The 21,537-nt window shown below is 60.7% G+C and carries 13 protein-coding genes; 3 read left to right on the top strand and 10 right to left on the bottom strand.

Going from position 1 to position 21,537, the window contains the following annotated elements; all coding sequences use genetic code 11:
• Positions 1 to 51: 51 nt before the first annotated feature.
• Positions 52 to 1,119, bottom strand: a complete 1,068-nt coding sequence (gene hemE, locus PspR76_RS02340; RefSeq protein ID WP_159953789.1) for a uroporphyrinogen decarboxylase — start codon at positions 1,117 to 1,119, stop codon at positions 52 to 54.
• A gap of 234 nt (positions 1,120 to 1,353) precedes the next feature.
• Here hemE and PspR76_RS02335 point away from each other — a divergent pair, with 234 nt between their 5' ends.
• Positions 1,354 to 2,526: an efflux RND transporter periplasmic adaptor subunit gene (locus PspR76_RS02335; protein WP_442966760.1), complete on the top strand. Its 1,173-nt coding sequence runs from the start codon at positions 1,354 to 1,356 to the stop codon at positions 2,524 to 2,526.
• Positions 2,527 to 2,529: 3 nt separating this feature from the next.
• On the top strand, positions 2,530 to 5,619 hold the full coding sequence (locus tag PspR76_RS02330) for an efflux RND transporter permease subunit (protein ID WP_159953787.1): 3,090 nt from the start codon (positions 2,530 to 2,532) through the stop codon (positions 5,617 to 5,619).
• Between the two features lie 59 nt (positions 5,620 to 5,678).
• Here PspR76_RS02330 and PspR76_RS02325 read toward each other — a convergent pair whose 3' ends face one another.
• The 9 genes from PspR76_RS02325 to pilM all read right to left on the bottom strand — a co-directional run bounded on the left by PspR76_RS02325 (position 5,679) and on the right by pilM (position 18,813).
• Positions 5,679 to 7,097 carry an FAD-dependent oxidoreductase gene (locus PspR76_RS02325; RefSeq protein WP_078731229.1) on the bottom strand — a complete coding sequence of 473 codons (1,419 nt, stop codon included), beginning with the start codon at positions 7,095 to 7,097 and terminating at the stop codon, positions 5,679 to 5,681.
• Positions 7,098 to 7,129: 32 nt separating this feature from the next.
• On the bottom strand, positions 7,130 to 11,575 hold the full coding sequence (gene gltB / locus PspR76_RS02320; protein WP_159953786.1) for a glutamate synthase large subunit: 4,446 nt from the start codon (positions 11,573 to 11,575) through the stop codon (positions 7,130 to 7,132).
• A 349-nt stretch (positions 11,576 to 11,924) separates the two neighbouring features.
• Positions 11,925 to 13,487 carry an SPOR domain-containing protein gene (locus PspR76_RS02315; protein ID WP_159953785.1) on the bottom strand — a complete coding sequence of 521 codons (1,563 nt, stop codon included), beginning with the start codon at positions 13,485 to 13,487 and terminating at the stop codon, positions 11,925 to 11,927.
• Between the two features lie 10 nt (positions 13,488 to 13,497).
• A complete protein-coding gene (gene aroB, locus PspR76_RS02310) occupies positions 13,498 to 14,598 on the bottom strand; it encodes a 3-dehydroquinate synthase (protein ID WP_159953784.1) in 1,101 nt (366 codons plus the stop codon).
• Positions 14,599 to 14,722: 124 nt separating this feature from the next.
• Positions 14,723 to 15,241, bottom strand: coding sequence for a shikimate kinase AroK (aroK, locus tag PspR76_RS02305; RefSeq protein WP_017138567.1), 519 nt, complete (start codon positions 15,239 to 15,241; stop codon positions 14,723 to 14,725).
• 4 nt (positions 15,242 to 15,245) lie between these two features.
• On the bottom strand, positions 15,246 to 16,571 hold the full coding sequence (locus PspR76_RS02300; RefSeq protein WP_159961297.1) for a type IV pilus secretin PilQ: 1,326 nt from the start codon (positions 16,569 to 16,571) through the stop codon (positions 15,246 to 15,248).
• A gap of 69 nt (positions 16,572 to 16,640) precedes the next feature.
• Positions 16,641 to 17,612 carry a pilus assembly protein PilP gene (locus tag PspR76_RS02295; protein WP_159953783.1) on the bottom strand — a complete coding sequence of 324 codons (972 nt, stop codon included), beginning with the start codon at positions 17,610 to 17,612 and terminating at the stop codon, positions 16,641 to 16,643.
• On the bottom strand, positions 17,609 to 18,160 hold the full coding sequence (locus tag PspR76_RS02290; protein ID WP_159953782.1) for a PilN domain-containing protein: 552 nt from the start codon (positions 18,158 to 18,160) through the stop codon (positions 17,609 to 17,611). Before PspR76_RS02290 ends, PspR76_RS02295 begins: the two co-directional genes overlap by 4 nt.
• Positions 18,157 to 18,813 (bottom strand): type IV pilus biogenesis protein PilM, encoded by a 657-nt coding sequence (pilM, locus tag PspR76_RS02285; protein WP_159961295.1) that lies wholly within the window; start codon positions 18,811 to 18,813, stop codon positions 18,157 to 18,159. The genes PspR76_RS02290 and pilM overlap by 4 nt, the downstream gene beginning before the upstream one ends.
• 229 nt (positions 18,814 to 19,042) lie before the next feature.
• Here pilM and PspR76_RS02280 point away from each other — a divergent pair, with 229 nt between their 5' ends.
• Positions 19,043 to 21,505 (top strand): penicillin-binding protein 1A, encoded by a 2,463-nt coding sequence (locus PspR76_RS02280; protein WP_371317686.1) that lies wholly within the window; start codon positions 19,043 to 19,045, stop codon positions 21,503 to 21,505.
• Positions 21,506 to 21,537: the final 32 nt, after the last annotated feature.

Raw genomic sequence — 21,537 nt, 5'->3', positions numbered from 1 at the left:
CCCCAATAAAAAACGCCCGGCATAAGCCGGGCGTTTCTTATTGGGCTGCAATCACTCGTGATACTGCGCCGACAGCTCATGCACCGCGCGCAGGAACGCGCCGGCGTGCTCCGGGTTCACTTCCGGCGTAATGCCATGGCCGAGGTTGAATACGTGCCCGCTGCCCTTGCCGTAGCTGGCCAGGATGCGGCCGACTTCGGTGCGGATTGCTTCCGGCTTGGCGTACAGCACGGTCGGGTCCATGTTGCCTTGCAGCGCGACCTGGCCGCCAACGCGGCGGCGCGCTTCGCCAATGTCGCAGGTCCAGTCCAGGCCCAGCGCGTCAGCGCCAGCATCGGCGATGCTTTCCAGCCACAGGCCGCCACCTTTGGTGAACAGGATGACCGGCACTTTGCGGCCTTCGTGTTCGCGGATCAGGCCACTGACGATCTTGCGCATGTAGGCCAGGGAGAATTCCTGATAGGCCGCCGACGACAGGTTGCCGCCCCAGGTATCGAAGATCTGCACTGCTTGCGCGCCGGCCATGATCTGCCCGTTGAGGTAGCTGGTGACCGACTGCGCCAGTTTATCCAGCAGCAGGTGCATGGCTTGCGGGTTGTCGTAGAGCATGGCCTTGGTCTTGCGGAAGTCTTTCGACGAACCGCCTTCGACCATGTAGGTGGCCAGGGTCCAAGGGCTGCCGGAAAAGCCGATCAGCGGCACGCGGCCGTTGAGCTCGCGGCGGATGGTGCTGACGGCGTCCATCACGTAACCGAGGTCTTTGTGCGGATCAGGGATCGGCAGCGCTTCGATGTCGGCCAGGGTGCTGACAACCTTTTTGAAACGCGGGCCTTCGCCGGTTTCAAAATACAGGCCCTGGCCCATGGCGTCGGGGATGGTGAGGATATCGGAGAAGAGGATGGCCGCGTCCAGTTGTGGGTAGCGGTCCAGCGGCTGCATCGTGACTTCGCAGGCGAACTCCGGGTTCATGCACAGGCTCATGAAATCACCGGCGTTGGCGCGGCTGGCGCGGTATTCCGGCAGGTAGCGACCGGCTTGACGCATCATCCATACAGGCGTGACGTCTACAGGTTGCTTGAGCAGGGCACGAAGGAAACGGTCGTTCTTGAGGGCAGTCATGTCGGCATCCGCAAAAAAAGTGCGGGCATTTTCTCAGAGCGCGACGCAAAAGGCACGGAGTGAGCCGTGCCTTTTGTCTATCGGGTCAATTTGTCGCGGTGATGGAACCTCACACTTGAGCTTCTTCTCTGCAAAGATTTGAAACTAAGGGTCACATTTGCTCGCACTCTTCCAACCTCGGTTTAACCGCAAATTAACTGCTCGTTCCTAGCATCCATGCCTCTTTATGGAGGCATGTCGATGTATAGAAAGTTGCGTTTCGCATCCGCTTCAGTAGTGTTGGCCATTGCTGCGAGCGGTTGCACCCAGGCACCCGAGCCGCAGGCATCCGCCCCCGTAAAGGTGAGCACAGAAACCCTGCAAGCCAAACCCATTTCCATCAGCAGCGAGCTCAGTGGGCGCATTGCCGCACCACGAACGGCCCAGGTAAACGCTCGGGTGGCTGGGGTGGTGCTCAAAAGTGTGTTCGCGCAAGGCGGTGACGTGAAACAGGGTGACGTCCTGTTCTACATCGACCCGGCGCCGCTGCAGGCGGATCTGGACAGCGCCCTGGCCGGGCTTAAACGGTCGCAAGCCGATACTTTACGCGCACGTCAGCAAGAACAGCGTTACCGCCAGTTGATCTCAGCCAAGGCGATCAGTGCTCAGGAGTATGACAACGCGCGCGCGGCCGCACGGCAGGCTGAAGCTGACGTCGCAGCCAACGAGGCCAAGGTGCAACGCGCGCGTCTGAATTTGAGTTATGCCACCGTGACCGCGCCCATCTCCGGGCGCATCGGGCGTGCCCTGGTGACCGAAGGTGCCTTGGTCGGACAGAACGAATCAACCCCGCTGGCGCTGATCCAGCAGTTGGACCCGGTCCATGTCGACCTGACGCAATCGACCCGTGAACTCAACGAACTGCGCCGCGCATTCCGCTCCGGCCAGTTGCAACAACCGGGCCCGGGCCAGGCCAAGGCCACCTTGCTGCAGGACGACGGCAGCGCGTACCCGTTGCCCGGCAAGCTGCTGTTCAGCGACATCTCAGTAGACCCCGGCACCGGCCAGATCATCCTGCGCAGCGAGTTTCCCAACCCCGACCTCGATTTGCTGCCCGGCAGCTTCGTGCGTGTGCGGCTGGAGCACGCCATCGACCAACAAGGTATCAGCGTGCCGCAGCGCGCCATCCTGCGTAACAGCGCCGGGCTGGCTCAAGTGCTGCTGGTGGATGAGGAACTGCGCGTGAGCCTGAGAACCGTGCAACTGGGCGCCGTGCACCAGAACCGGTGGATTGTCACCGACGGCCTCACATCCGGTGACCGAATCGTCGTCGAAGGCTTGCAACATGCCCGCCCAGGCGAACACGTGGTGATCGACAACGGCGCTCTTCCACTCGACCAGGCCATTGGTCAGTCAAAAGGACGCTAGCGTATGCCGCAATTCTTTATTGACCGCCCGGTATTCGCCTGGGTGATTGCTCTGTTTATCCTGCTGGCGGGTGTTCTGGCGATTCCACAGCTCCCCGTGGCGCAGTACCCCAACATTGCGCCGCCGCGCATCGAAGTGGTCGCCAACTACCCCGGTGCTTCGGCGCAGGCGATGGACCAAAGTGTCGTCAGCCTGATTGAAGAAGAGCTCAGCGGGGCTGATCACCTGCTGTATTTCGAATCAAGCAGCAGCCAAGGCACCGCCACGATCACTGCGACATTCAAGCCAGGCACCCCTGCGGATCTTGCGCAGGTCGATGTGCTCAACCGCCTGAAAGCCGTCGAATCGCGCCTTCCACAAGCAGTGATCCAACAGGGCTTGCGCGTGGAGAAAGCGTCCACCGGCTTTCTGCTGTTCGTTTCGCTTATCGGCACCGACGAGAATGTCACCAGCATTGACCTCAGCGATTACTTGGCACGTAACGTCATCAACGAAATCAAGCGCGTGGAGGGGGTTGGGAAAGTCCAGTTGTTCGGCGCTGAGCGAGCCATGCGTATCTGGGTCGACCCGCAAAAGTTGATCGCTTTCAACCTGACACCCGCAGAAGTCAACGCAGCAATCGCGGCTCAAAACACCTTGATAGCCGCCGGCAGCCTGGGCGAGTTACCCGCTGCCAATACCCAGGAAATCACCGCGACCGTGCTGGCTGAGGGCCAACTGTCGAGCCCGCAAGCGTTCGCCGACATTGTGCTGAGAGCCGAGCCCAACGGGGCTGTCGTGCGCCTTGGCGATGTTGCCCGGGTTGAAATCGGCAGCCAGGAATACCAGTTCGGCACCCGACTCAATGGCCGACCGTCCAGCGAGTTGGGCGTGCAATTGACGCCTGACGGCAATGAGTTGAGTACGGCAACACGCGTGCGCGAGAAGATGGACGAGTTGTCACGCTACTTTCCTGCCAGCATGAAGTACCAGATCGTTTACGACAGCTCGCCGTTCGTCAAAGCCTCAATTACTAAAGTGGTGTACACACTGCTCGAAGCCATGGTGCTGGTGTTCGCGGTGATGTACCTGTTCCTGCAAAATATTCGTTACACATTGATTCCGACCCTGGTTGTACCGGTCGCATTGATGGGCACCTTGGCGCTCATGTTACTGATGGGATTTTCCATCAACGTGCTGACCATGTTTGGCATGGTGCTGTCGATCGGCATCCTGGTGGACGACGCCATTGTGGTGGTGGAAAACGTTGAACGCATCATGCTGCAGGAGCGGCTTTCGCCCAGGGAAGCCACGCGCAAGGCGATGAAACAAATCAGCGGGGCTATCGTCGGCATTACTTTGGTGCTGGTGGCGGTATTTATCCCGATGGCATTTATGCAGGGGTCCGTCGGGGTCATTTACCAGCAGTTTTCGCTGACCATGGCCACCTCCATTCTGTTCTCGGCGCTCCTTGCGCTGACGCTCACACCCGCGCTTTGCGCAACCCTGCTCAAGCCTGTGGCCGCGGGTGATCACACCTCTGCACGGTTCTTCGCCGGGTTCAACCGCCGGTTTGAACAACTGACCGAGCATTACCAGGGCTGGGTGACTCATGCCTTGAAACGCAGCGGGCGCTATTTGTTCATCTATGCAGCCCTTCTGCTCGTGCTGATAGTGAGCTTCAGCCAGCTGCCCGCCTCGTTTCTTCCGAAAGAAGACAAGGGCTTTGTGATCATCGACATTCAACTCCCCCCCGGAGCAAGCCAAAGTCGCACGGTAGAGGTCGTCAAACAGGTCGAAGCACATTTCGCCACGGAGCCTGCCATGGACAACAGCACATTCGTTCTCGGCTACAACTTTTCCGGCAATGGGCAGAACGCCGCGTTGGGTTTCGCGGTGCTCAAGGGTTGGTCCTGGCGGGGCAGTAATGACTCTGCAGCCGCAATCACCGACCGCGCCAACGCGGCCTTGAGTCAAATCAAGCAAGCCGAGGTGCTGGTGGTGTCGCCGGCACCGATTCGCGGTCTCGGCAGTTCCAGCGGTTTCGAGCTGCGTTTGCAGGATCGTGGCAGCCTTGGCTACGCAGCCTTGATGCAGGCTCGCAGCGATTTACTGGAAGCGGCGCAAGCCAGCCCGATCCTGACAGATGTGCGCGAAAGCGCGCTGGCCGAAGCCCCCCAGGTCAAACTCGATATTGACCGCCGACATGCTAACGCGCTCGGTGTCTCCTTCGCCGACATTGGCAACCTGATGTCCACCGGCATCGGTTCGGCCTACATCAATGACTTTCCCAACCAGGGCCGTATGCAACGGGTGGTGGTGCAGGCCGAAGGCGACCAACGTCAACAGGTTAATGACTTGCTGAAGATGCACGTACGCAACAACGCAGGACAAATGGTGCCCCTTTCGACGTTCGTTCAAGCCACATGGACTCAAGGGCCTGCGCAATTGAACCGTTACAACGGCTACCCCTCGGTGAGCATCTCCGGCGAACCCGCGCCCGGTTACAGTACCGGCGAAGCCATGGCCGAAATCGAACGCCTGGTGGCCCAGGGGCGCGCGGGCATTGGGCAGGAATGGACGGGGCTGTCTTTGCAGGAGCGCTTGTCCGGCAACCAGGCGCCGATCCTGATCGGCCTGTCGCTGCTGGTGGTGTTCCTGTGCCTGGCGGCGCTGTACGAGAGCTGGTCGATTCCCACATCCGTGTTGCTTATCGTGCCGCTTGGTGTGCTGGGCGCTGTTCTGGCAGTCACGCTGCGCGGGATGCCCAACGACGTATTCTTCAAGGTCGGTTTGATCACGATCATTGGCCTGTCGGCGAAGAACGCAATCCTGATCATCGAGTTCGCCAAGACACTTTACGATGAGGGCCACGACCTGATCGACGCCACGCTGCAAGCCGCTCGGCTGCGCTTACGTCCAATTGTGATGACCTCGATGGCGTTTATTCTAGGCGTGGTGCCGTTGGCCATTGCCACCGGCGCCGGCTCGGCGAGCCAGCAAGCCATTGGTACGGGCGTGATCGGCGGGATGATCAGCGCAACAATGGCCGTGGTGTTTGTACCGGTGTTTTTTGTGGTGGTGATGAGGCGCGTTAAAAAACGTGAGCAATAAAACGCAAAAGCGGGCTTGTCCGTAAGGAACAAGCCCGCTTGTGTTAAGCGTACCGAGGCTTAAACGCCGAGGTAATCCAGGATCCCTTCAGCGGCATTGCGGCCTTCGAAGATCGCCGTCACCACCAGGTCAGAACCACGCACCATATCGCCACCGGCGAAGATTTTCGGGTTGCTGGTCTGGTGCTTGTACTGGCCTTGTTCCGGAGCGACGACGCGGCCCTGGCTGTCGGTCTGGATTTCGAACTGCTCGAACCACGGCGCCGGGCTTGGGCGGAAGCCGAAGGCGATGACCACGGCGTCGGCCGGGATGATCTCTTCGGAGCCCGGGATCGGCTCGGGGCTACGACGGCCACGGGCGTCCGGCTCGCCGAGGCGGGTCTCGACCACTTTCACGCCTTCAACACGGTCTTCACCGACGATAGCGATCGGCTGACGGTTATAGAGGAATTTCACGCCTTCTTCCTTGGCGTTCTTCACCTCTTTGCGCGAGCCGGGCATGTTGGCTTCGTCACGACGGTACGCACAGGTCACCGACTTGGCGCCCTGGCGGATCGACGTGCGGTTGCAGTCCATCGCGGTGTCGCCACCGCCCAGCACCACGACCTTTTTGCCTTTCATGTCGACGAAATCTTCCGGCGACTTTTCAAAGCCCAGATTGCGGTTGACGTTGGCGATCAGGAAGTCGAGCGCGTCATACACGCCCGGCAGGTCCTCACCGGCAAAGCCGCCCTTCATGTAGGTGTAGGTGCCCATGCCCATGAATACCGCATCGTATTCGGCGAGCAGTTGTTCCATGGTGATGTCTTTGCCGATTTCGGTATTGAGACGGAACTCGATACCCATGCCGGTGAAGACTTCACGACGGTTGCTCAGTACGGTTTTTTCCAGTTTGAACTCGGGAATACCGAAGGTCAGCAGGCCGCCGATTTCCGGGTTTTTGTCGAACACCACCGGGGTCACGCCGCCCCGCACCAGCACGTCGGCACAGCCCAGGCCCGCCGGGCCTGCGCCGATGATCGCAACGCGCTTGCCGGTCGGTTTGACCTTGGACATGTCCGGGCGCCAGCCCATGGCGAACGCGGTGTCGGTGATGTATTTCTCGACCGAACCGATGGTCACCGCGCCGAAGCCGTCGTTGAGGGTGCAGGCACCCTCGCACAGACGGTCTTGCGGGCACACCCGGCCACACACTTCCGGCAAGGTGTTGGTCTGGTGCGACAGCTCGGCGGCGGCGAGGATGTTGCCCTCAGCCACCAATTTCAGCCAGTTGGGAATGAAGTTGTGCACCGGGCACTTCCATTCGCAATACGGGTTACCGCAACCCAGGCAGCGGTGGGCCTGGTCGGCCGAGTGCTGGGGTTTGAAGGGTTCGTAGATTTCCACGAACTCTTTCTTGCGTTGACGCAACAGTTTCTTCTTCGGATCTTTGCGCCCGACATCGATGAACTGGAAGTCGTTATTCAGACGTTCAGCCATGTTAAAACCTCATCAAACTGTTCAGGCGCATATCACTGCGGGTTGGCACGGATGCTGGAAAGCAACGATTTCAGGTTGGCAGCCTTGGGCTTGACCAGCCAGAAACGACGCAGGTAATCATCGAGGTTTTCGGCGAGGTTACGACCCCATTCGCTGCCGGTTTCCTCGACATACTCATCCAGCACGTGCTGCAAGTGGTTCCGGTAGGATTCCATGGCTTCGCCGCTGATCCGCTGGATCTCGACCAACTCGTGGTTGACCTTGTCGACGAAGGTGTTGTCCTGGTCAAGCACGTAGGCGAAACCGCCGGTCATGCCCGAACCGAAGTTGTAACCGGTCTTGCCCAGTACCGCGACAAAGCCCCCGGTCATGTACTCACAGCAGTGATCGCCAGTGCCTTCCACCACGGTGTGGGCACCGGAGTTACGCACGGCGAAACGCTCACCGGCCGTACCCGCGGCGAACAGCTTGCCACCGGTGGCACCGTACAAGCAGGTGTTGCCGATGATGGCACTGTCCTGGGTCTTGTAGATGCTGCCTTTAGGCGGAACGATCACCAGCTTGCCGCCGGTCATGCCCTTGCCCACGTAGTCGTTGGCATCGCCTTCGAGGTACATGTGCAGGCCGCCGGCGTTCCACACGCCGAAGCTCTGGCCGGCAGTGCCGTTGAAGCGGAACGTGATCGGCGCTTTCGCCATGCCTTGGTTGCCGTGCTTGCGCGCGATTTCGCCGGAGATGCGTGCGCCGATCGAACGGTCGCAGTTGCAAATATCCAAAGCGAAATCGCCACCGCTGGCGTCGTTGATCGAGGAACTGGCCATTTCGACCATCTTCTCGGCCAGCAGGCCTTTGTCGAACGGCGGGTTGCGATCCACCTGGCAGAATTGTGGCTTGTCTGCCGGGATGTGGTCGCTGCCCAACAGTGGTGTCAGGTCCAGGTGGTTTTGCTTGGCGGTCTGGCCTTCGAGGATTTCCAGCAGGTCGGTACGACCGATCAGCTCTTCCAGCGAACGCACACCCAGCTTGGCCAGCCACTCACGGGTTTCTTCGGCGACGTAGGTGAAGAAATTCACCACCATGTCGACGGTACCGATGTAGTGATCCTTACGCAGCTTTTCGTTCTGAGTGGCGACGCCGGTGGCGCAGTTGTTCAGGTGGCAGATACGCAGGTATTTGCAGCCCAGGGCGATCATCGGCGCAGTACCGAAGCCGAAACTTTCGGCGCCGAGGATCGCGGCCTTGATTACGTCGAGGCCGGTTTTCAGGCCGCCGTCGGTTTGCACCCGCACTTTGCCGCGCAGGTCGTTGCCGCGCAGGGTCTGGTGGGTTTCCGCCAGGCCGAGTTCCCACGGTGCACCGGCGTACTTGATCGAGGTCAGCGGCGAAGCGCCAGTGCCGCCGTCGTAGCCGGAGATGGTGATCAGGTCGGCATAGGCCTTGGCCACGCCAGCGGCGATGGTGCCTACGCCGGCTTCTGCGACCAGTTTCACCGAGACCAGCGCCTGCGGGTTGACTTGTTTCAAGTCGAAAATCAGCTGCGACAAGTCTTCAATCGAATAGATGTCGTGGTGCGGCGGCGGCGAAATCAGGGTCACGCCCGGCACTGCATAACGCAGCTTGGCGATCAGACCGTTGACCTTGCCGCCTGGCAGTTGCCCACCTTCACCGGGCTTGGCGCCCTGGGCGACTTTGATCTGCAGCACTTCGGCGTTGACCAGGTATTCCGGGGTTACACCGAAACGGCCAGTCGCCACCTGCTTGATTTTCGAGCTTTTGATGGTGCCGTAGCGCGCCGGGTCTTCGCCGCCTTCGCCGGAGTTGGAACGCGCCCCCAGGCGGTTCATGGCTTCGGCCAGGGCTTCGTGAGCCTCGGGCGACAAGGCGCCAAGGGAAATACCCGCGGAGTCGAAACGCTTGAGGATCGATTCCAGCGGCTCGATCTCACTGATGGCCAGCGGCGTGTCGAGGGTTTTCACCTTGAACAGGTCGCGGATCATCGACACCGGGCGGTTATCCACCAGCGCGGTGTATTCCTTGAACTTGGCGTAGTCGCCCTGCTGCACAGCAGCTTGCAGGGTGCTGACCACATCCGGGTTGTAGGCGTGGTATTCGCCACCGTGGACGAACTTGAGCAGGCCGCCTTGCTGGATCGGCTTCCGCGCGCTCCAGGCTTCGGCTGCCAGGGCTTTCTGCTCGGCTTCGATGTCAACGAAACGCGCGCCCTTGATGCGGCTCGGCACACCACGGAAGCTCAGCTCGCAGACTTCTTCGGACAGGCCGATAGCTTCGAACAGTTGCGCGCCGCGATAGGACGTGACGGTGGAGATGCCCATCTTCGACAGGATCTTCAACAGGCCCTTGGTGATGCCCTTACGGTAGTTCTTGAACACCTCGTAGAGATCGCCCAGCACTTCGCCGGTACGGATCAAGTCGCCGAGCACTTCGTACGCCAGGAACGGGTACACCGCCGAGGCGCCGAAGCCGATCAACACCGCAAAGTGGTGCGGGTCACGGGCAGTGGCGGTTTCCACGAGGATGTTGGAGTCGCAACGCAGGCCTTTTTCGGTCAGGCGGTGATGCACCGCGCCGGTGGCCAGCGAGGCGTGGATCGGCAACTTGCCAGGGGCGATGTGACGGTCGGTCAGCACGATCTGGGTACGACCGGCACGCACCGCCTCTTCGGCCTGATCGGCGACGTTACGCACAGCGGCTTCAAGGCCAAGGCTTTCGTCGTAGTTCAGGTCGATAATCTGACGGTCGAAGCCCGGGCGCTCCAGGGTCATCAGCGAACTCCACTTGGCCGGCGAAACCACCGGCGAGCTGAGGATTACGCGGGAAGCGTGCTCAGGCGATTCCTGGAAGATATTGCGCTCGGCACCGAGGCAGACTTCCAGGGACATCACGATGGCTTCGCGCAGCGGGTCGATCGGCGGGTTAGTCACCTGGGCGAACTGCTGGCGGAAATAGTCGTACGGCGTGCGCACGCGCTGGGACAGCACGGCCATTGGCGTGTCATCGCCCATGGAGCCGACGGCCTCATAGCCTTGTTCGCCGAGCGGGCGCAGCACCTGGTCGCGCTCTTCGAACGTGACCTGATACATCTTCATGTACTGCTTGAGCTGGTCGACGTCGTAGAAAGCCGAACCGTGGTCGTTATCTTCCATGGTTGCCTGGATGCGCAGGGCGTTCTTGCGCAGCCATTGCTTGTACGGGTGACGCGACTTCAAGCGGTTGTCGATGGCGTCGGTGTCGAGGATCTGCCCGGTTTCGGTGTCCACGGCCAGGATCTGGCCGGGGCCAACGCGGCCCTTGGCGATCACGTCTTCAGGCTTGTAGTCCCACACGCCGATTTCCGACGCCAGGGTGATGAAACCGTTGGTGGTGATGACCCAACGCGCCGGGCGCAGACCGTTACGGTCGAGCAGGCACACCGCGTAGCGGCCGTCGGTCATGACCACGCCGGCCGGGCCGTCCCACGGCTCCATGTGCATCGAGTTGTACTCGTAGAATGCACGCAGGTCCGGGTCCATGGTCTCGACGTTCTGCCACGCAGGCGGAATGATCATGCGCACGCCACGGAACAGGTCGATGCCGCCGGTGACCATCAGCTCGAGCATGTTGTCCATGCTGGAAGAGTCGGAACCCACGCGGTTAACCAGCGGGCCGAGCTCTTCGAGGTCCATCAAATCGTTGGCGAACTTGGTGCGACGGGCCACGGCCCAGTTGCGGTTGCCGGTGATGGTGTTGATCTCGCCGTTGTGGGCGAGGAAGCGGAATGGCTGGGCCAGCGGCCATTTCGGCAGGGTGTTGGTGGAGAAGCGCTGGTGGAACACGCAGATTGCGGTTTGCAGGCGCTCATCGCTCAGGTCTGGATAGAAGGCGGTCAAGTCCGCCGGCATCATCAGGCCTTTATAAATGATGGTCTTGTGCGAAAAGCTGCAGATGTAGTGGTCGGTGTCGGCAGCGTTGGCCACTGACGAGCGACGACGCGAGGTGAACAGCTTGATCGCCATGTCCTGATCGCTCAGGCCATCGCCTGCGATGAACACTTGTTCGATCTGCGGCAGGCGCTCCAGGGCCAGGCGGCCGAGCACGCTGGTGTCGATCGGCACTTTGCGCCAGCCGACAAGTTGCAGGCCGGCAGCCAGGATCTCGCGGTTCATGTTCTCGCGAGCCGCTTGGGCTTTAACCGGGTCCTGGTTGAAAAACACCATGCCCACGGCGTATTGCTTGGGCAGGTCGACTGCAAATTGTTCTTTTGCGACAGCGCGCAGGAACTGGTCGGGCTTTTGAATCAGCAAGCCGCAACCGTCACCGGTTTTGCCGTCGGCGTTGATCCCACCGCGGTGGGTCATGCAGGTCAGGGCCTCGATGGCCGTTTGTAAAAGGGTATGACTGGGCTCGCCCTGCATGTGGGCTATCAGGCCGAAACCGCAGTTATCCTTGAATTCATCGGGTTGGTACAGACCTGCTTTCATAGACACTTTCTCACCAGGCTGCCTCTTATACCGAGGCAAATTTCTTTTCAATTCAACCGGTTACCTTCCACGCCGAACGTACGCCGGCTTAGCGGGGGCAAAAGGGAGGTCATTGTACACACCGACACTAACGCTCACAAATTTAGCGACGAAATGTCGCAAATCTATGTCGCATTTATGAAAGGTTTAAAGCGATATGCTGTGCTAGTCAAAACTTTTTTAATTCTGACCGCTACGACTCAAAAGCTACGTGACGCAGACACCACAAAGCGCGCGGCCTTCAGGGCTGCACGCTTTGTCGTTTTTTTGAGGTGCCGGGAGAGGCGGCCTGGGTAAGGCCGCCGAATCTTCAGCGAGTTGTTGCGAGTTCTTGTTGAACGCTGGCAACAGTGCGAGGCCAAGGTTTACCAGCCTGGACCTTCGCTGGCAAGGCCTTGATAGCGGATTCAGCTGCGGTACGGCTGGAGAAGTTGCCGTAAGTGATCACGTAGAGAGGCTTGCCGTTGAGCACTTTCTTGAAATAACGGTACTCGCCGCCCTGCTCTTTCACGAACGCCTGAGCGTTGGCTTCTGAACTGGTGCCGAGGATCTGCACCACGAAGTTGCCAGTCGGCTGGCTGGTGTACCAGCTGCTGCCAGCGGCGCCGGCCTTGGCGACAGTGGCCGCTGGTTTCTCAGCTGGCTTGGCAGCCGGTGCCGGTTTGGCGGCTGGCGCAGGTGCGACAGGCTTGGCAACCGGCGCCGGCTTGGCGGTGGCAACGGTCGGAGCCGGGGTCGGTTTGGCAACCGGAGCCGCTGGTTGACCGGCGGGTACGCCCGCAGGCGGCGCGGTCGTGGTCACGGTCGGCGGCGTGGCGCTGGAGCCTTCTACCGGCACACCGTCGTCGCCTTCGGAGATGCCACCGGCTTCTTGGGCGAGCGGGCCGCGCATGACAGGCTGGCCAACCATTGGCAGATTGGTCGGTTGGCCGGAGTTGGCGAATTCGACATTTGGCGTGGGCTTGCCCAGTGGCAACTGCGCCTGTTCGGTTGGCGCGCCGGCGGTGGCGGGTGCCTTGCTGCGACCTGGGATCAACCAGGCGGCGGCGACAGCGACCACGACAACGGCGGAAATAGCCAATACGTGCTTCTTAGGCATAGTAAACCCCATCTTTGGACGCTTAACCGCAGAGCGGCTTGCAATCATGGCTTCGATCAAGGCATCCCGGGCAACCTGGTTGATGGTGCCAGGCCAGCCGTCGGAGCTTTCGTGAATATCAGAGATCTGCGCAGCGGAGAAAAGTTCGATACCCGCCCCCGCGCCCTCAAGGCGTTGAGCCAGGTATTCGCGGGTTTCTTCCTCTTCGTACGGCTGCAATTCGATGACGTGAAACAGCTCCTGGTCGCCACTGATCTGCTCCAGATCGGCGATCAACGACGACTCGCCAAACAGGAACACATGCGGGCGGCCTTCCGGCGTACCCGCCGCCAGCGCCAGCAGCGCTTCCAGGGCGGATTCGTCGAGCTGCTCGGCGTCGTCCACCAGCAGGTAGACTTCCTGCCCGGTCAGGCCCAGTTGCACCACTTGCTTGAGGATCGCGTTCGGCTCGGCGGTCGCCACGTTCAGCGCCTGGGCAACCTGGCGCAACACGCCCGCCGCATCACCCGCACCACGGGCCGACACCACCACGCTCTGTACCGATTGCTTGTTGGTGCTGGCAACCAGCGCCTGGCGCAGCAAAGTCTTGCCGCTGCCCAACGGGCCGGTGACCACCAGCAGCAGCTGGCTGTAGCGCGCCAAATGGTGCAACTGGCCGAGCACCGGCTTGCGCTGGGCAGGGAAAAATTTGAAGCCCGGCACCCGTGGAGCAAAAGGGTCGTGGCTTAACTGGTAATGGCCGAGGAACGCCTCGTCGGCATGCAAACTAGTCATCGGGATCTTATTAACCTTTAAGCTGGGCCAGGGCGCGGTAATCCGCTCCCAGCGTGGCCTGTAAAATCTCTTTCGGATAATCGTCGGTCACTACCGCTTCGCCGATGTGGCGCAGCAGCACCAGTCGCAGGCGACCGTCGATCACTTTCTTGTCTATTGCCATATGTTCGAGGAAATCCGCCTCGGTCATCTTCGTAGGTGGAACGACCGGCAAACCGGCGCGCTGGAACAGGCGGATGCCGCGATCGCGCTCTTGGGCGCTGATCCAGCCCAGGCGCTGCGACATGTCCAATGCCATCACGGTGCCAGCCGCCACGGCTTCCCCATGCAGCCACACACCATAGCCCATGTGCGTTTCGATCGCATGGCCGAAGGTGTGGCCCAGGTTCAGCGTAGCGCGTACGCCGGACTCCCGTTCGTCGGCATTCACCACCAGCGCCTTGGCGGCGCAGGAGCGGGAAATCGCTTCAGTGAGCGCCACTTGGTCCAGGGCGCGCAGGGCGTCCATGTGCTCTTCCAGCCAGGTCAGGAACGGCTCGTCGCAGATCAACCCGTATTTGATGACTTCGGCCAGGCCCGCCGACAACTCGCGCGGTGGCAGGGTGTTGAGGGTCGCTGTGTCGATCAGCACGGCTTGAGGCTGATAGAACGCACCGACCATGTTTTTGCCCAGCGGGTGGTTGATGCCGGTCTTGCCGCCCACCGACGAATCAACCTGGGACAACAAGGTGGTTGGCACCTGGATAAAGTCCACGCCGCGCTGGTAGCAGGCTGCCGCAAAGCCGGCCATGTCGCCGATCACACCGCCGCCCAAGGCAACCACGGTGGTTCGCCGGTCATGGCGCGCAGTCAGCAGGCCATCAAAGATCAGTTGTAGGGTTTCCCAGTTCTTGTGGGCCTCGCCGTCAGGCAAGATCACCGAAATCACCGAGTACGCCGCAAGGCTGCGGCTCAGACGCTCAAGATACAGCGGCGCGACCGTTTCGTTGGAGATGATCGCCACTTGCCGCCCGGCAATATGCGGTGCGAGCAGCTCAGGCAGGTCCAACAAACCTTCGCCAATATGGATTGGGTAGCTGCGCTCGCCTAGATCGACCTTAAGTGTCTGCATGTGTCCCCGCGTGAAGATATATGTACGATCGGCAACGCTCGGATCTGACGTCGCCTGATGGCTCTGCGCCACACCCCGAAGGCTGATAGCGCGCCGCCGAGAATAGCGCATTTCGGGTCTGGCTTTAACGGGGTGGCAACTGCTGCAAGCGCTCAAGAATGTCGAGAACCACCATTCGTGGCGGCCGCTCATCGGTTTCCACCACCAGATCGGCGATTTCCCGATAGAGCGGATCGCGCAACGTCAGTAGATCTCTGAGGGTTTTGGCCGGATCGGCAGTGCGCAACAACGGGCGATTGCGGTCGCGGGCGGTGCGGCCCACCTGCTGCTCGACCGACGCATGCAGGTAGACCACGCGCCCACCGGCATGCAGCGCCCGGCGGTTTTCATCGCGCATGACTGCGCCGCCGCCGGTGGCCAATACCACGCCGTCGCAGCCGCACAGCTCGGCAATCATCGCCTGCTCGCGGTCGCGAAAGCCCAGTTCGCCTTCCTTATCGAAGATCCATGGGATATTGGCACCCGTGCGCAATTCAATTTCCTTGTCGGAATCTTTGAATGGCAGGCGCAGCTCTTTGGCCAGCAAACGGCCGATGGTGCTTTTTCCAGCCCCCATCGGTCCTACAAGAATCAAATTTCGCACAGAATCAACGACTCACAGCAATCGCCTGGTTATTCATAATACGCGGAGTCAGGAATACCAGCAGCTCGGATTTTCTTTGCGCCACAACATCGCGCCGGAAAAGGCGGCCAAGATACGGCACATCGCCCAAAAATGGCACTTTATCTACCACTTTGCTTTGGGTATTGGAGAAAACCCCGCCGATGACGATGGTCTCGCCGTCCTTGACCAGTACCTTGGCGTTGACTTCGTTTTTCTTGATCGGCGGCACGTCGTTGAGTTTGTTCAGGTAGTCGGGCTCATCCTTGGTGACCTTGACCTCCATGATCACCCAGCCATCTGGCGTGATTTGCGGGGTCACCTCCAGCGACAGCGAGGCTTCCTTGAAGGACACCGACGTGGCACCTCTGCCGGTGGATTCCTGATAGGGAATCTCGGTGCCTTTAAGGATGCGCGCGGTCTCCTTGTCGGAGGTGACGACCTTGGGCTGCGAGACGATTTCGCCGTTGCCGGTTTTCTCCATGGCCGTCAGCTCCAGGTCCAACAACAGGTTGTCGGTGATATAGGCAATGCCCAAACCCGCAGTGCCAGTGAGTGAGCCCAAGTCAACAAACGGCGAGCTGGACGGGCTCGCCGGTGGTTCAACGCCCTCGGCCAACGGCTTGCCGATGCCGCCCGCACCCCAATTGCCACGATTAAGGCGCCCGCCCCAGCGCACGCCCAGGCTTTTGTCGTAATCGACATTGGCTTCGACGATGCGCGCCTCAATCATCACTTGGCGTACTGGAATATCCAGCTGCGCCACGATCCGTCGCAGCTCTTCGAGCCGCTCGCCGGTCTGGTAGGCAATGATGTTGTTGGTGCGGTCATCCACCGCCACTGAACCGCGCTCGTCGGGGAGGCCATCCAGGGTCGTCACCGACTGAAACAGCTTGGCCAGGTCCGCGGCCTTGGCGTAATTGACCTGCAACAGCTCCCGGCGCAATGGCGCCAAGTCGGCCATCTGCTTGTTCGACTCCAACGCCAGCAACTCACGGGCGGCCAATTCTTCGGCGGGCGCCACCAGCAAAACGCCGGCTTTCACGCGCTTGTCCAACCCTTTGGTTTGCAACACCAGGTCCAGCGCCTGATCCCAGGGCACATCCTTGAGTCTCAGGGTGATCGAGCCTTGCACCTCGTCGCTGGTGACCAGGTTGAGCCCGGCCACATCCGCTATCTGCTGCAATACCGCACGCAACTGGATGTTCTGGAAGTTGAGGTTCAGCTTGTCACCGCTATAGGTGCTTGGCACCGCGCGGCCAGGCGGCGGCAGTTGGATCAGATCTACACGGTTGGGCACAGCAAGGGCCATCGGTGCCGTGAACGCTATCCATAGCGCCACACCGAAGGACGAAAAAGTCCTTTTCATTGTTTGATTCCGTTATGAGTTGACGTTTAACACCAGGGTTCGCGAGCGCTCCAGCCAGGCGCCTTGCTCATCCGGGAACAGTTCGGCCAGTTCGATGTGGCCTGCATGAATGGCCATAACTCGGCCATGGTTGGGGCCCAGGTAGTCGCCGACCGCCAGCCGGTGCACGCCAGAGGCTGCGCGCAGCAGGGCGAAGGTCTGCACACCACGAGATAACGTGCCGACCATTTCGAACCGGTCGACGGGCAGGGCTTCCAGCGCCCCACGCTTACGCGCTAAATCCGGTGCACGTGTCGGCCGGCCAGGCGCGTGATCGGCCTGTGATGTGGGCGGTTGGAACGGATCGCGCAAGAAAACCGCGTCGTAGACAAATCGCGGCCCCTGCTCGACAGCCTGGCCAGCCCTGCCGGACGGCAATGTGCTCCGATAAGTCTTGGCCAGAAAATCAAGGCGCAGTAACGACCCATCAGACCGAAGCACAACGTCGTGCACAGTGACGATCCGCGACAGCCCGCCCAAGCCACTCAAGAATGCCGCCAGGTCGTGGTAGGCGCCAAAAGCACCGAGCTGCACCGGTTCCTCGACATAGAGCGGCTGCGATTGCTCGTCCAACACCGCGACACCCTCGACCACCAAACCATTGGCAGCCGCCAGCCGTGCAATGTCTTCGAGCAGGCCAGGCATGTCCGACTCGCCGGGCAGTTGTCGCAAAAGCCCGGCCACCTGCTCCTGCATCACTTGAGCCTGACGGGCCCGATCCTCAAGACTGTCTGCCAGGCCGGCCTTTTGCGTCAGCGCCTGTTGCAGCGCAGCCGCCTGCGTTTCCAGCGTGTTCAGCCGCTCACGTGCCGGGGCCAGCCGCCAGGTATCGCCCACCAGCCAGACGGACGCCGCCAGCGCACAGGCGAGTAGAGCCTTACTCGGCAAGGGCCATTTAGCAGCATTGTGAGAAAGCGTGAACACGTCGAGCCTGGGCAGGCTCAAGGCTGGGCCTCAGTGGATTCGCCTTGGCGCACCATCAATTGAAATTCGTTACCGCCACCCTGACCTTCCGCACGCACGTGCTGCAGCCGAGTGGCGTGGGCGCCTTCAGAGGCTTCCAGGCGGCGCATCAATTGGGCGATATCCTGGCTGGACTCAGCACTGCCGCTGATCTTAACGGTGTTGCCCTTGGCCACCACCTCATGCAGATGCACCCCATCGGGTACCGCGCGGGCCAATTGGTCCAATAGCTGGGCACTGGCCGAGCGGGATTCGTGCAGGTCTTGCACGACCTTCATGCGCGCAGCCAGTTGCTGGCTTTGCTCCTGCAATTCGTCGATGGTCTTGATGCGCGAATCCTGAATGGTGACTTCTTTGCTCAGGTGATTGTTGCGCGTCACCTGCCGGTCAATCGCCTGATCGATCACTTGGTCCGCCAGCCACACCGCCGCGAGCGCCACACCGGCGAAGGCCAGCAGAAATACCAGGAAGTATTTGCGCCGCCGCTCTGCCAGCGCCTGACGCCATGGCAAAAGATTGATTCGTGTCATCCAGCGAAACTCCTCAGGGCCAACCCGCAAGCAATTCCCATCCCGTGGGCATCCACGGCCCATTGTGCGCCATCAACACGATGGCCCGGCGTGAAGCTGGCGAAATCCTGACTGCAAGCGCGCTCCAATGCAAACCCTTCGACATCGACGATTTGTGTCACCAGCCCGACCGAGGCCAAAACCGCTTCGCGGGCTTCGACTTGTTCCTTGAGGCATGCAGCCAGTAATACCTCGACCCGTGCAGGGTCCTGGGCGGATGGGCCGCGTACCTGGAAATCGATGGCGACGTCGTCCAATGGGTAAGGAATGTACTGATCGGCTTCCATCTGGATCATCCAGACCATTTCCTCGTCACTGAGCCCTGCTGCCATTTCAATCACTCGGGTGATGACCGATGGACCTGCCACCGCAACCGCAGCCTGCCGAGCCGAGGTGTTCAGCCGAGACAACGCCAGTTGCAGTACCTGCCCTATGGCTTCAAGGTCCAGCAAAGTGCCATCGACGACCGCATTGGCGGGCAACCGCTGGGTGGCGTAGCTCTGAACGCTGTAACCGCTGGAGGAACGGCCCAGCTCGATGAGCTTGATGCCGGTGTCATTGATGTCGACGCCTAGCGTGGTGTCGACTTTTCGCCTGAAAAATCCCTTTCTCATAAAACTCCCTAAAACTTTGTCTGTCATACCGGCAGTCATTGCCTGATTGCCGCCGGGCATCGTGCATTCGGTCGACTTGTTTGAGCGGTGCGAATGACGCCCCAGGCCGAAAATGCTTTAATGCCCAGCGTTTTTTCCCGCTTTTTTCTGCTGCTCGGGTCGATCCATCGTTTGTTATGCATGCCCCGACGCGTAACTCATTCTTTTCTCTGGAAATCCAAAAGCCTTGATTCGTCTGCTGAAGTTTTTCGGGTACTCCATTGTCGCGATCGTCTGCGGGCTCCTGCTCGTACTCAGCGGGGCCTACCTCTACCTTAGTCCGGGTTTGCCCTCCGTAGAGGCACTCAGAAGTATCCAGTTGCAGATTCCTTTGCGGGTCTACAGCAGCGATGAAAAACTGATCGCGGAGTTCGGCGAAATGCGCCGCACACCGATCCGTTTCGCCGACATTCCGCCCAATTTCATCAATGCCCTGCTGTCGGCTGAAGATGATAATTTCGCCAATCACTACGGCGTAGACCCCAGCAGCCTGGTGCGTGCGGCCACCCAATTGGTAAAAAGCGGACACATTCAATCCGGCGGCAGCACCATCACCATGCAGGTGGCGAAGAACTTCTTCCTCACCAGCGAACGCAGCTTTTCGCGTAAAGCCACTGAAATCCTGCTGGCCCTGCAGATAGAACGTCAGCTGACCAAGGATGAAATCCTTGAGCTGTACGTGAACAAGATCTACCTGGGCAACCGCGCCTACGGGATCGAAGCCGCCTCCCAGGTCTACTACGGCAAGTCGATTCGTGATGCCAGCCTGGCGCAAATGGCAATGATTGCCGGCCTGCCCAAGGCCCCTTCGCGCTTTAACCCACTGGCCAACCCGGCGCGCAGCAAAGAGCGTCGCGACTGGATCCTGGGGCGCATGTACAAGCTGGGCAAAATTGACCAGGCTGCCTATGAAAGCGCCGTGGCCGAACCGCTGAATGCCAGCTACCACGTGCCGACGCCGGAAGTGAACGCACCCTATATCGCTGAAATGGCGCGGGCCGAAATGGTCGGCCGCTATGGCAGCGAGGCCTACACCGAAGGTTTCCGCGTCACCACGACGATTCCGAGCAACCTGCAGGAAATCGCCAACAACGCGGTACGCGACGGCCTCGTCACCTATGACCAGCGCCACGGCTACCGCGGCCCCGAATCACGCCTGCCGGGCAAAACCCTGAGCGCCTGGACCACTGAACTGGGCAAACAGCGCCCGATCAGCGGCCTGGAGCCAGCCATCGTCACCCAAGTGAAGAAAGATGGCGTGCAAGTACTCACCCGCACCGGCGAAGGCCATGTGTCATGGGACAGCATGAAGTGGGCGCGCCCTTTCCTGAACACCAACAGCATGGGCCCGATGCCCAAGCAGCCGTCGGACGTGGCACAGGTGGGTGATCTGATCCGCGTGCAACGCCAGAAAGACGACAGCCTGAAATTCAGCCAGGTCCCTGTCGCCCAAGGCGCCCTGGTGTCCCTTGACCCGCAGAACGGTGCGATCCGCGCCCTGGTCGGCGGTTTTGCCTTTGAGCAAAGCAACTACAACCGTGCCACCCAGGCCAAGCGTCAACCGGGTTCGAGCTTCAAGCCGTTCGTCTACAGCGCCGCGCTGGATAACGGCTACACCGCCGCCAGCCTGGTGAACGACGCACCGATCGTGTTCGTCGACGAGTACCTGGACAAGGTCTGGCGCCCGAAGAACGACACCAATACGTTCCTCGGCCCGATCCGCATCCGTGAGGCGCTGTACAAGTCGCGTAACCTGGTGTCGATCCGCTTGCTGCAGGCCATGGGCGTTGGCAAGACCATCGACTACATGACGCGCTTCGGCTTCGCCAAGTCGGACCTGCCGCCCAACCTGTCCCTGGCACTGGGCACCGCGACCCTCACGCCGATGGAAATCGCCACCGGCTGGAGCACCTTTGCCAACGGCGGCTACAAGATCACGCCGTACCTGATCGACAAGGTCGAAAGCCGCAATGGCGACACCCTGTTCACCGCTAACCCGCCACGCGTGCCGGGTGACGTGGTCAATGGCGTGGCGGCGCCCGATGGCATCGCGGCACCGAGCAACGGCGGTATCACCATTGAGCCGACGCCAGGCACAGCGCCAGCGGCCAATGCCACCGCGCCGACCGAGCCGCAAGCACCTGCGGTCGCTGAGCGTGTGGTGGATGGCCGTACCACCTATATCCTCAACAGTATTCTGGAAGACGTGATCAAGAAGGGCACCGGCCGCCGCGCCCTGGCCTTGGGCCGCGCAGACATTGCGGGCAAGACCGGTACGACCAACGACTCCAAGGACGCCTGGTTCTCCGGCTACAACGGCGACTACGTGACCACCGTGTGGACCGGCTACGACCAACCGGAAAGCCTGGGCCGCCGCGAGTTTGGTGGCACCGTCGCGCTGCCGATCTGGATGAGCTACATGGGCGCGGCCTTGAAGGACAAACCACTGCATACCCAGCCTGAGCCGGAAGGCATTCTCAGCCTGCGCATTGACCCGGTGAGTGGCCGAGCAGCGTCGCCAAGCACGCCGAATGCATACTTCGAACTGTTCAAGAGCGAAGACACGCCGCCGTCGGTCAACGAGCTGGGCAATGGCGTTGCACCGGGCAGCCCGCTGCCGGCAGATGAGGCGGCGCCGATCGATTTGTTCTAACCGCCACTGATCGTTCCCACGCTCTGCGTGGG

The sequence above is a fragment of the Pseudomonas sp. R76 genome, from assembly GCF_009834565.1.
Lineage (GTDB): Bacteria > Pseudomonadota > Gammaproteobacteria > Pseudomonadales > Pseudomonadaceae > Aquipseudomonas.
The sequence above is the reverse complement of the archived record's forward strand: the minus strand, read 5'-3'. Positions and strand labels throughout refer to the sequence as shown.

What these genes read in the sequence shown, in the direction of transcription:
- pilM (WP_159961295.1), bottom strand. Translation starts at nt 18,813, where the DNA reads ATGAGAAAGGGATTTTTCAGGCGAAAAGTCGACACCACGCTAGGCGTC.
- PspR76_RS02290 (WP_159953782.1), bottom strand. Translation starts at nt 18,160, where the DNA reads ATGACACGAATCAATCTTTTGCCATGGCGTCAGGCGCTGGCAGAGCGG.
- aroB (WP_159953784.1), bottom strand. Translation starts at nt 14,598, where the DNA reads ATGCAGACACTTAAGGTCGATCTAGGCGAGCGCAGCTACCCAATCCAT.
- PspR76_RS02330 (WP_159953787.1), top strand. Translation starts at nt 2,530, where the DNA reads ATGCCGCAATTCTTTATTGACCGCCCGGTATTCGCCTGGGTGATTGCT.
- hemE (WP_159953789.1), bottom strand. Translation starts at nt 1,119, where the DNA reads ATGACTGCCCTCAAGAACGACCGTTTCCTTCGTGCCCTGCTCAAGCAA.
- PspR76_RS02315 (WP_159953785.1), bottom strand. Translation starts at nt 13,487, where the DNA reads ATGACTAGTTTGCATGCCGACGAGGCGTTCCTCGGCCATTACCAGTTA.
- PspR76_RS02300 (WP_159961297.1), bottom strand. Translation starts at nt 16,571, where the DNA reads ATGGCCCTTGCTGTGCCCAACCGTGTAGATCTGATCCAACTGCCGCCG.
- PspR76_RS02325 (WP_078731229.1), bottom strand. Translation starts at nt 7,097, where the DNA reads ATGGCTGAACGTCTGAATAACGACTTCCAGTTCATCGATGTCGGGCGC.
- PspR76_RS02335 (WP_442966760.1), top strand. Translation starts at nt 1,354, where the DNA reads ATGTCGATGTATAGAAAGTTGCGTTTCGCATCCGCTTCAGTAGTGTTG.
- gltB (WP_159953786.1), bottom strand. Translation starts at nt 11,575, where the DNA reads ATGAAAGCAGGTCTGTACCAACCCGATGAATTCAAGGATAACTGCGGT.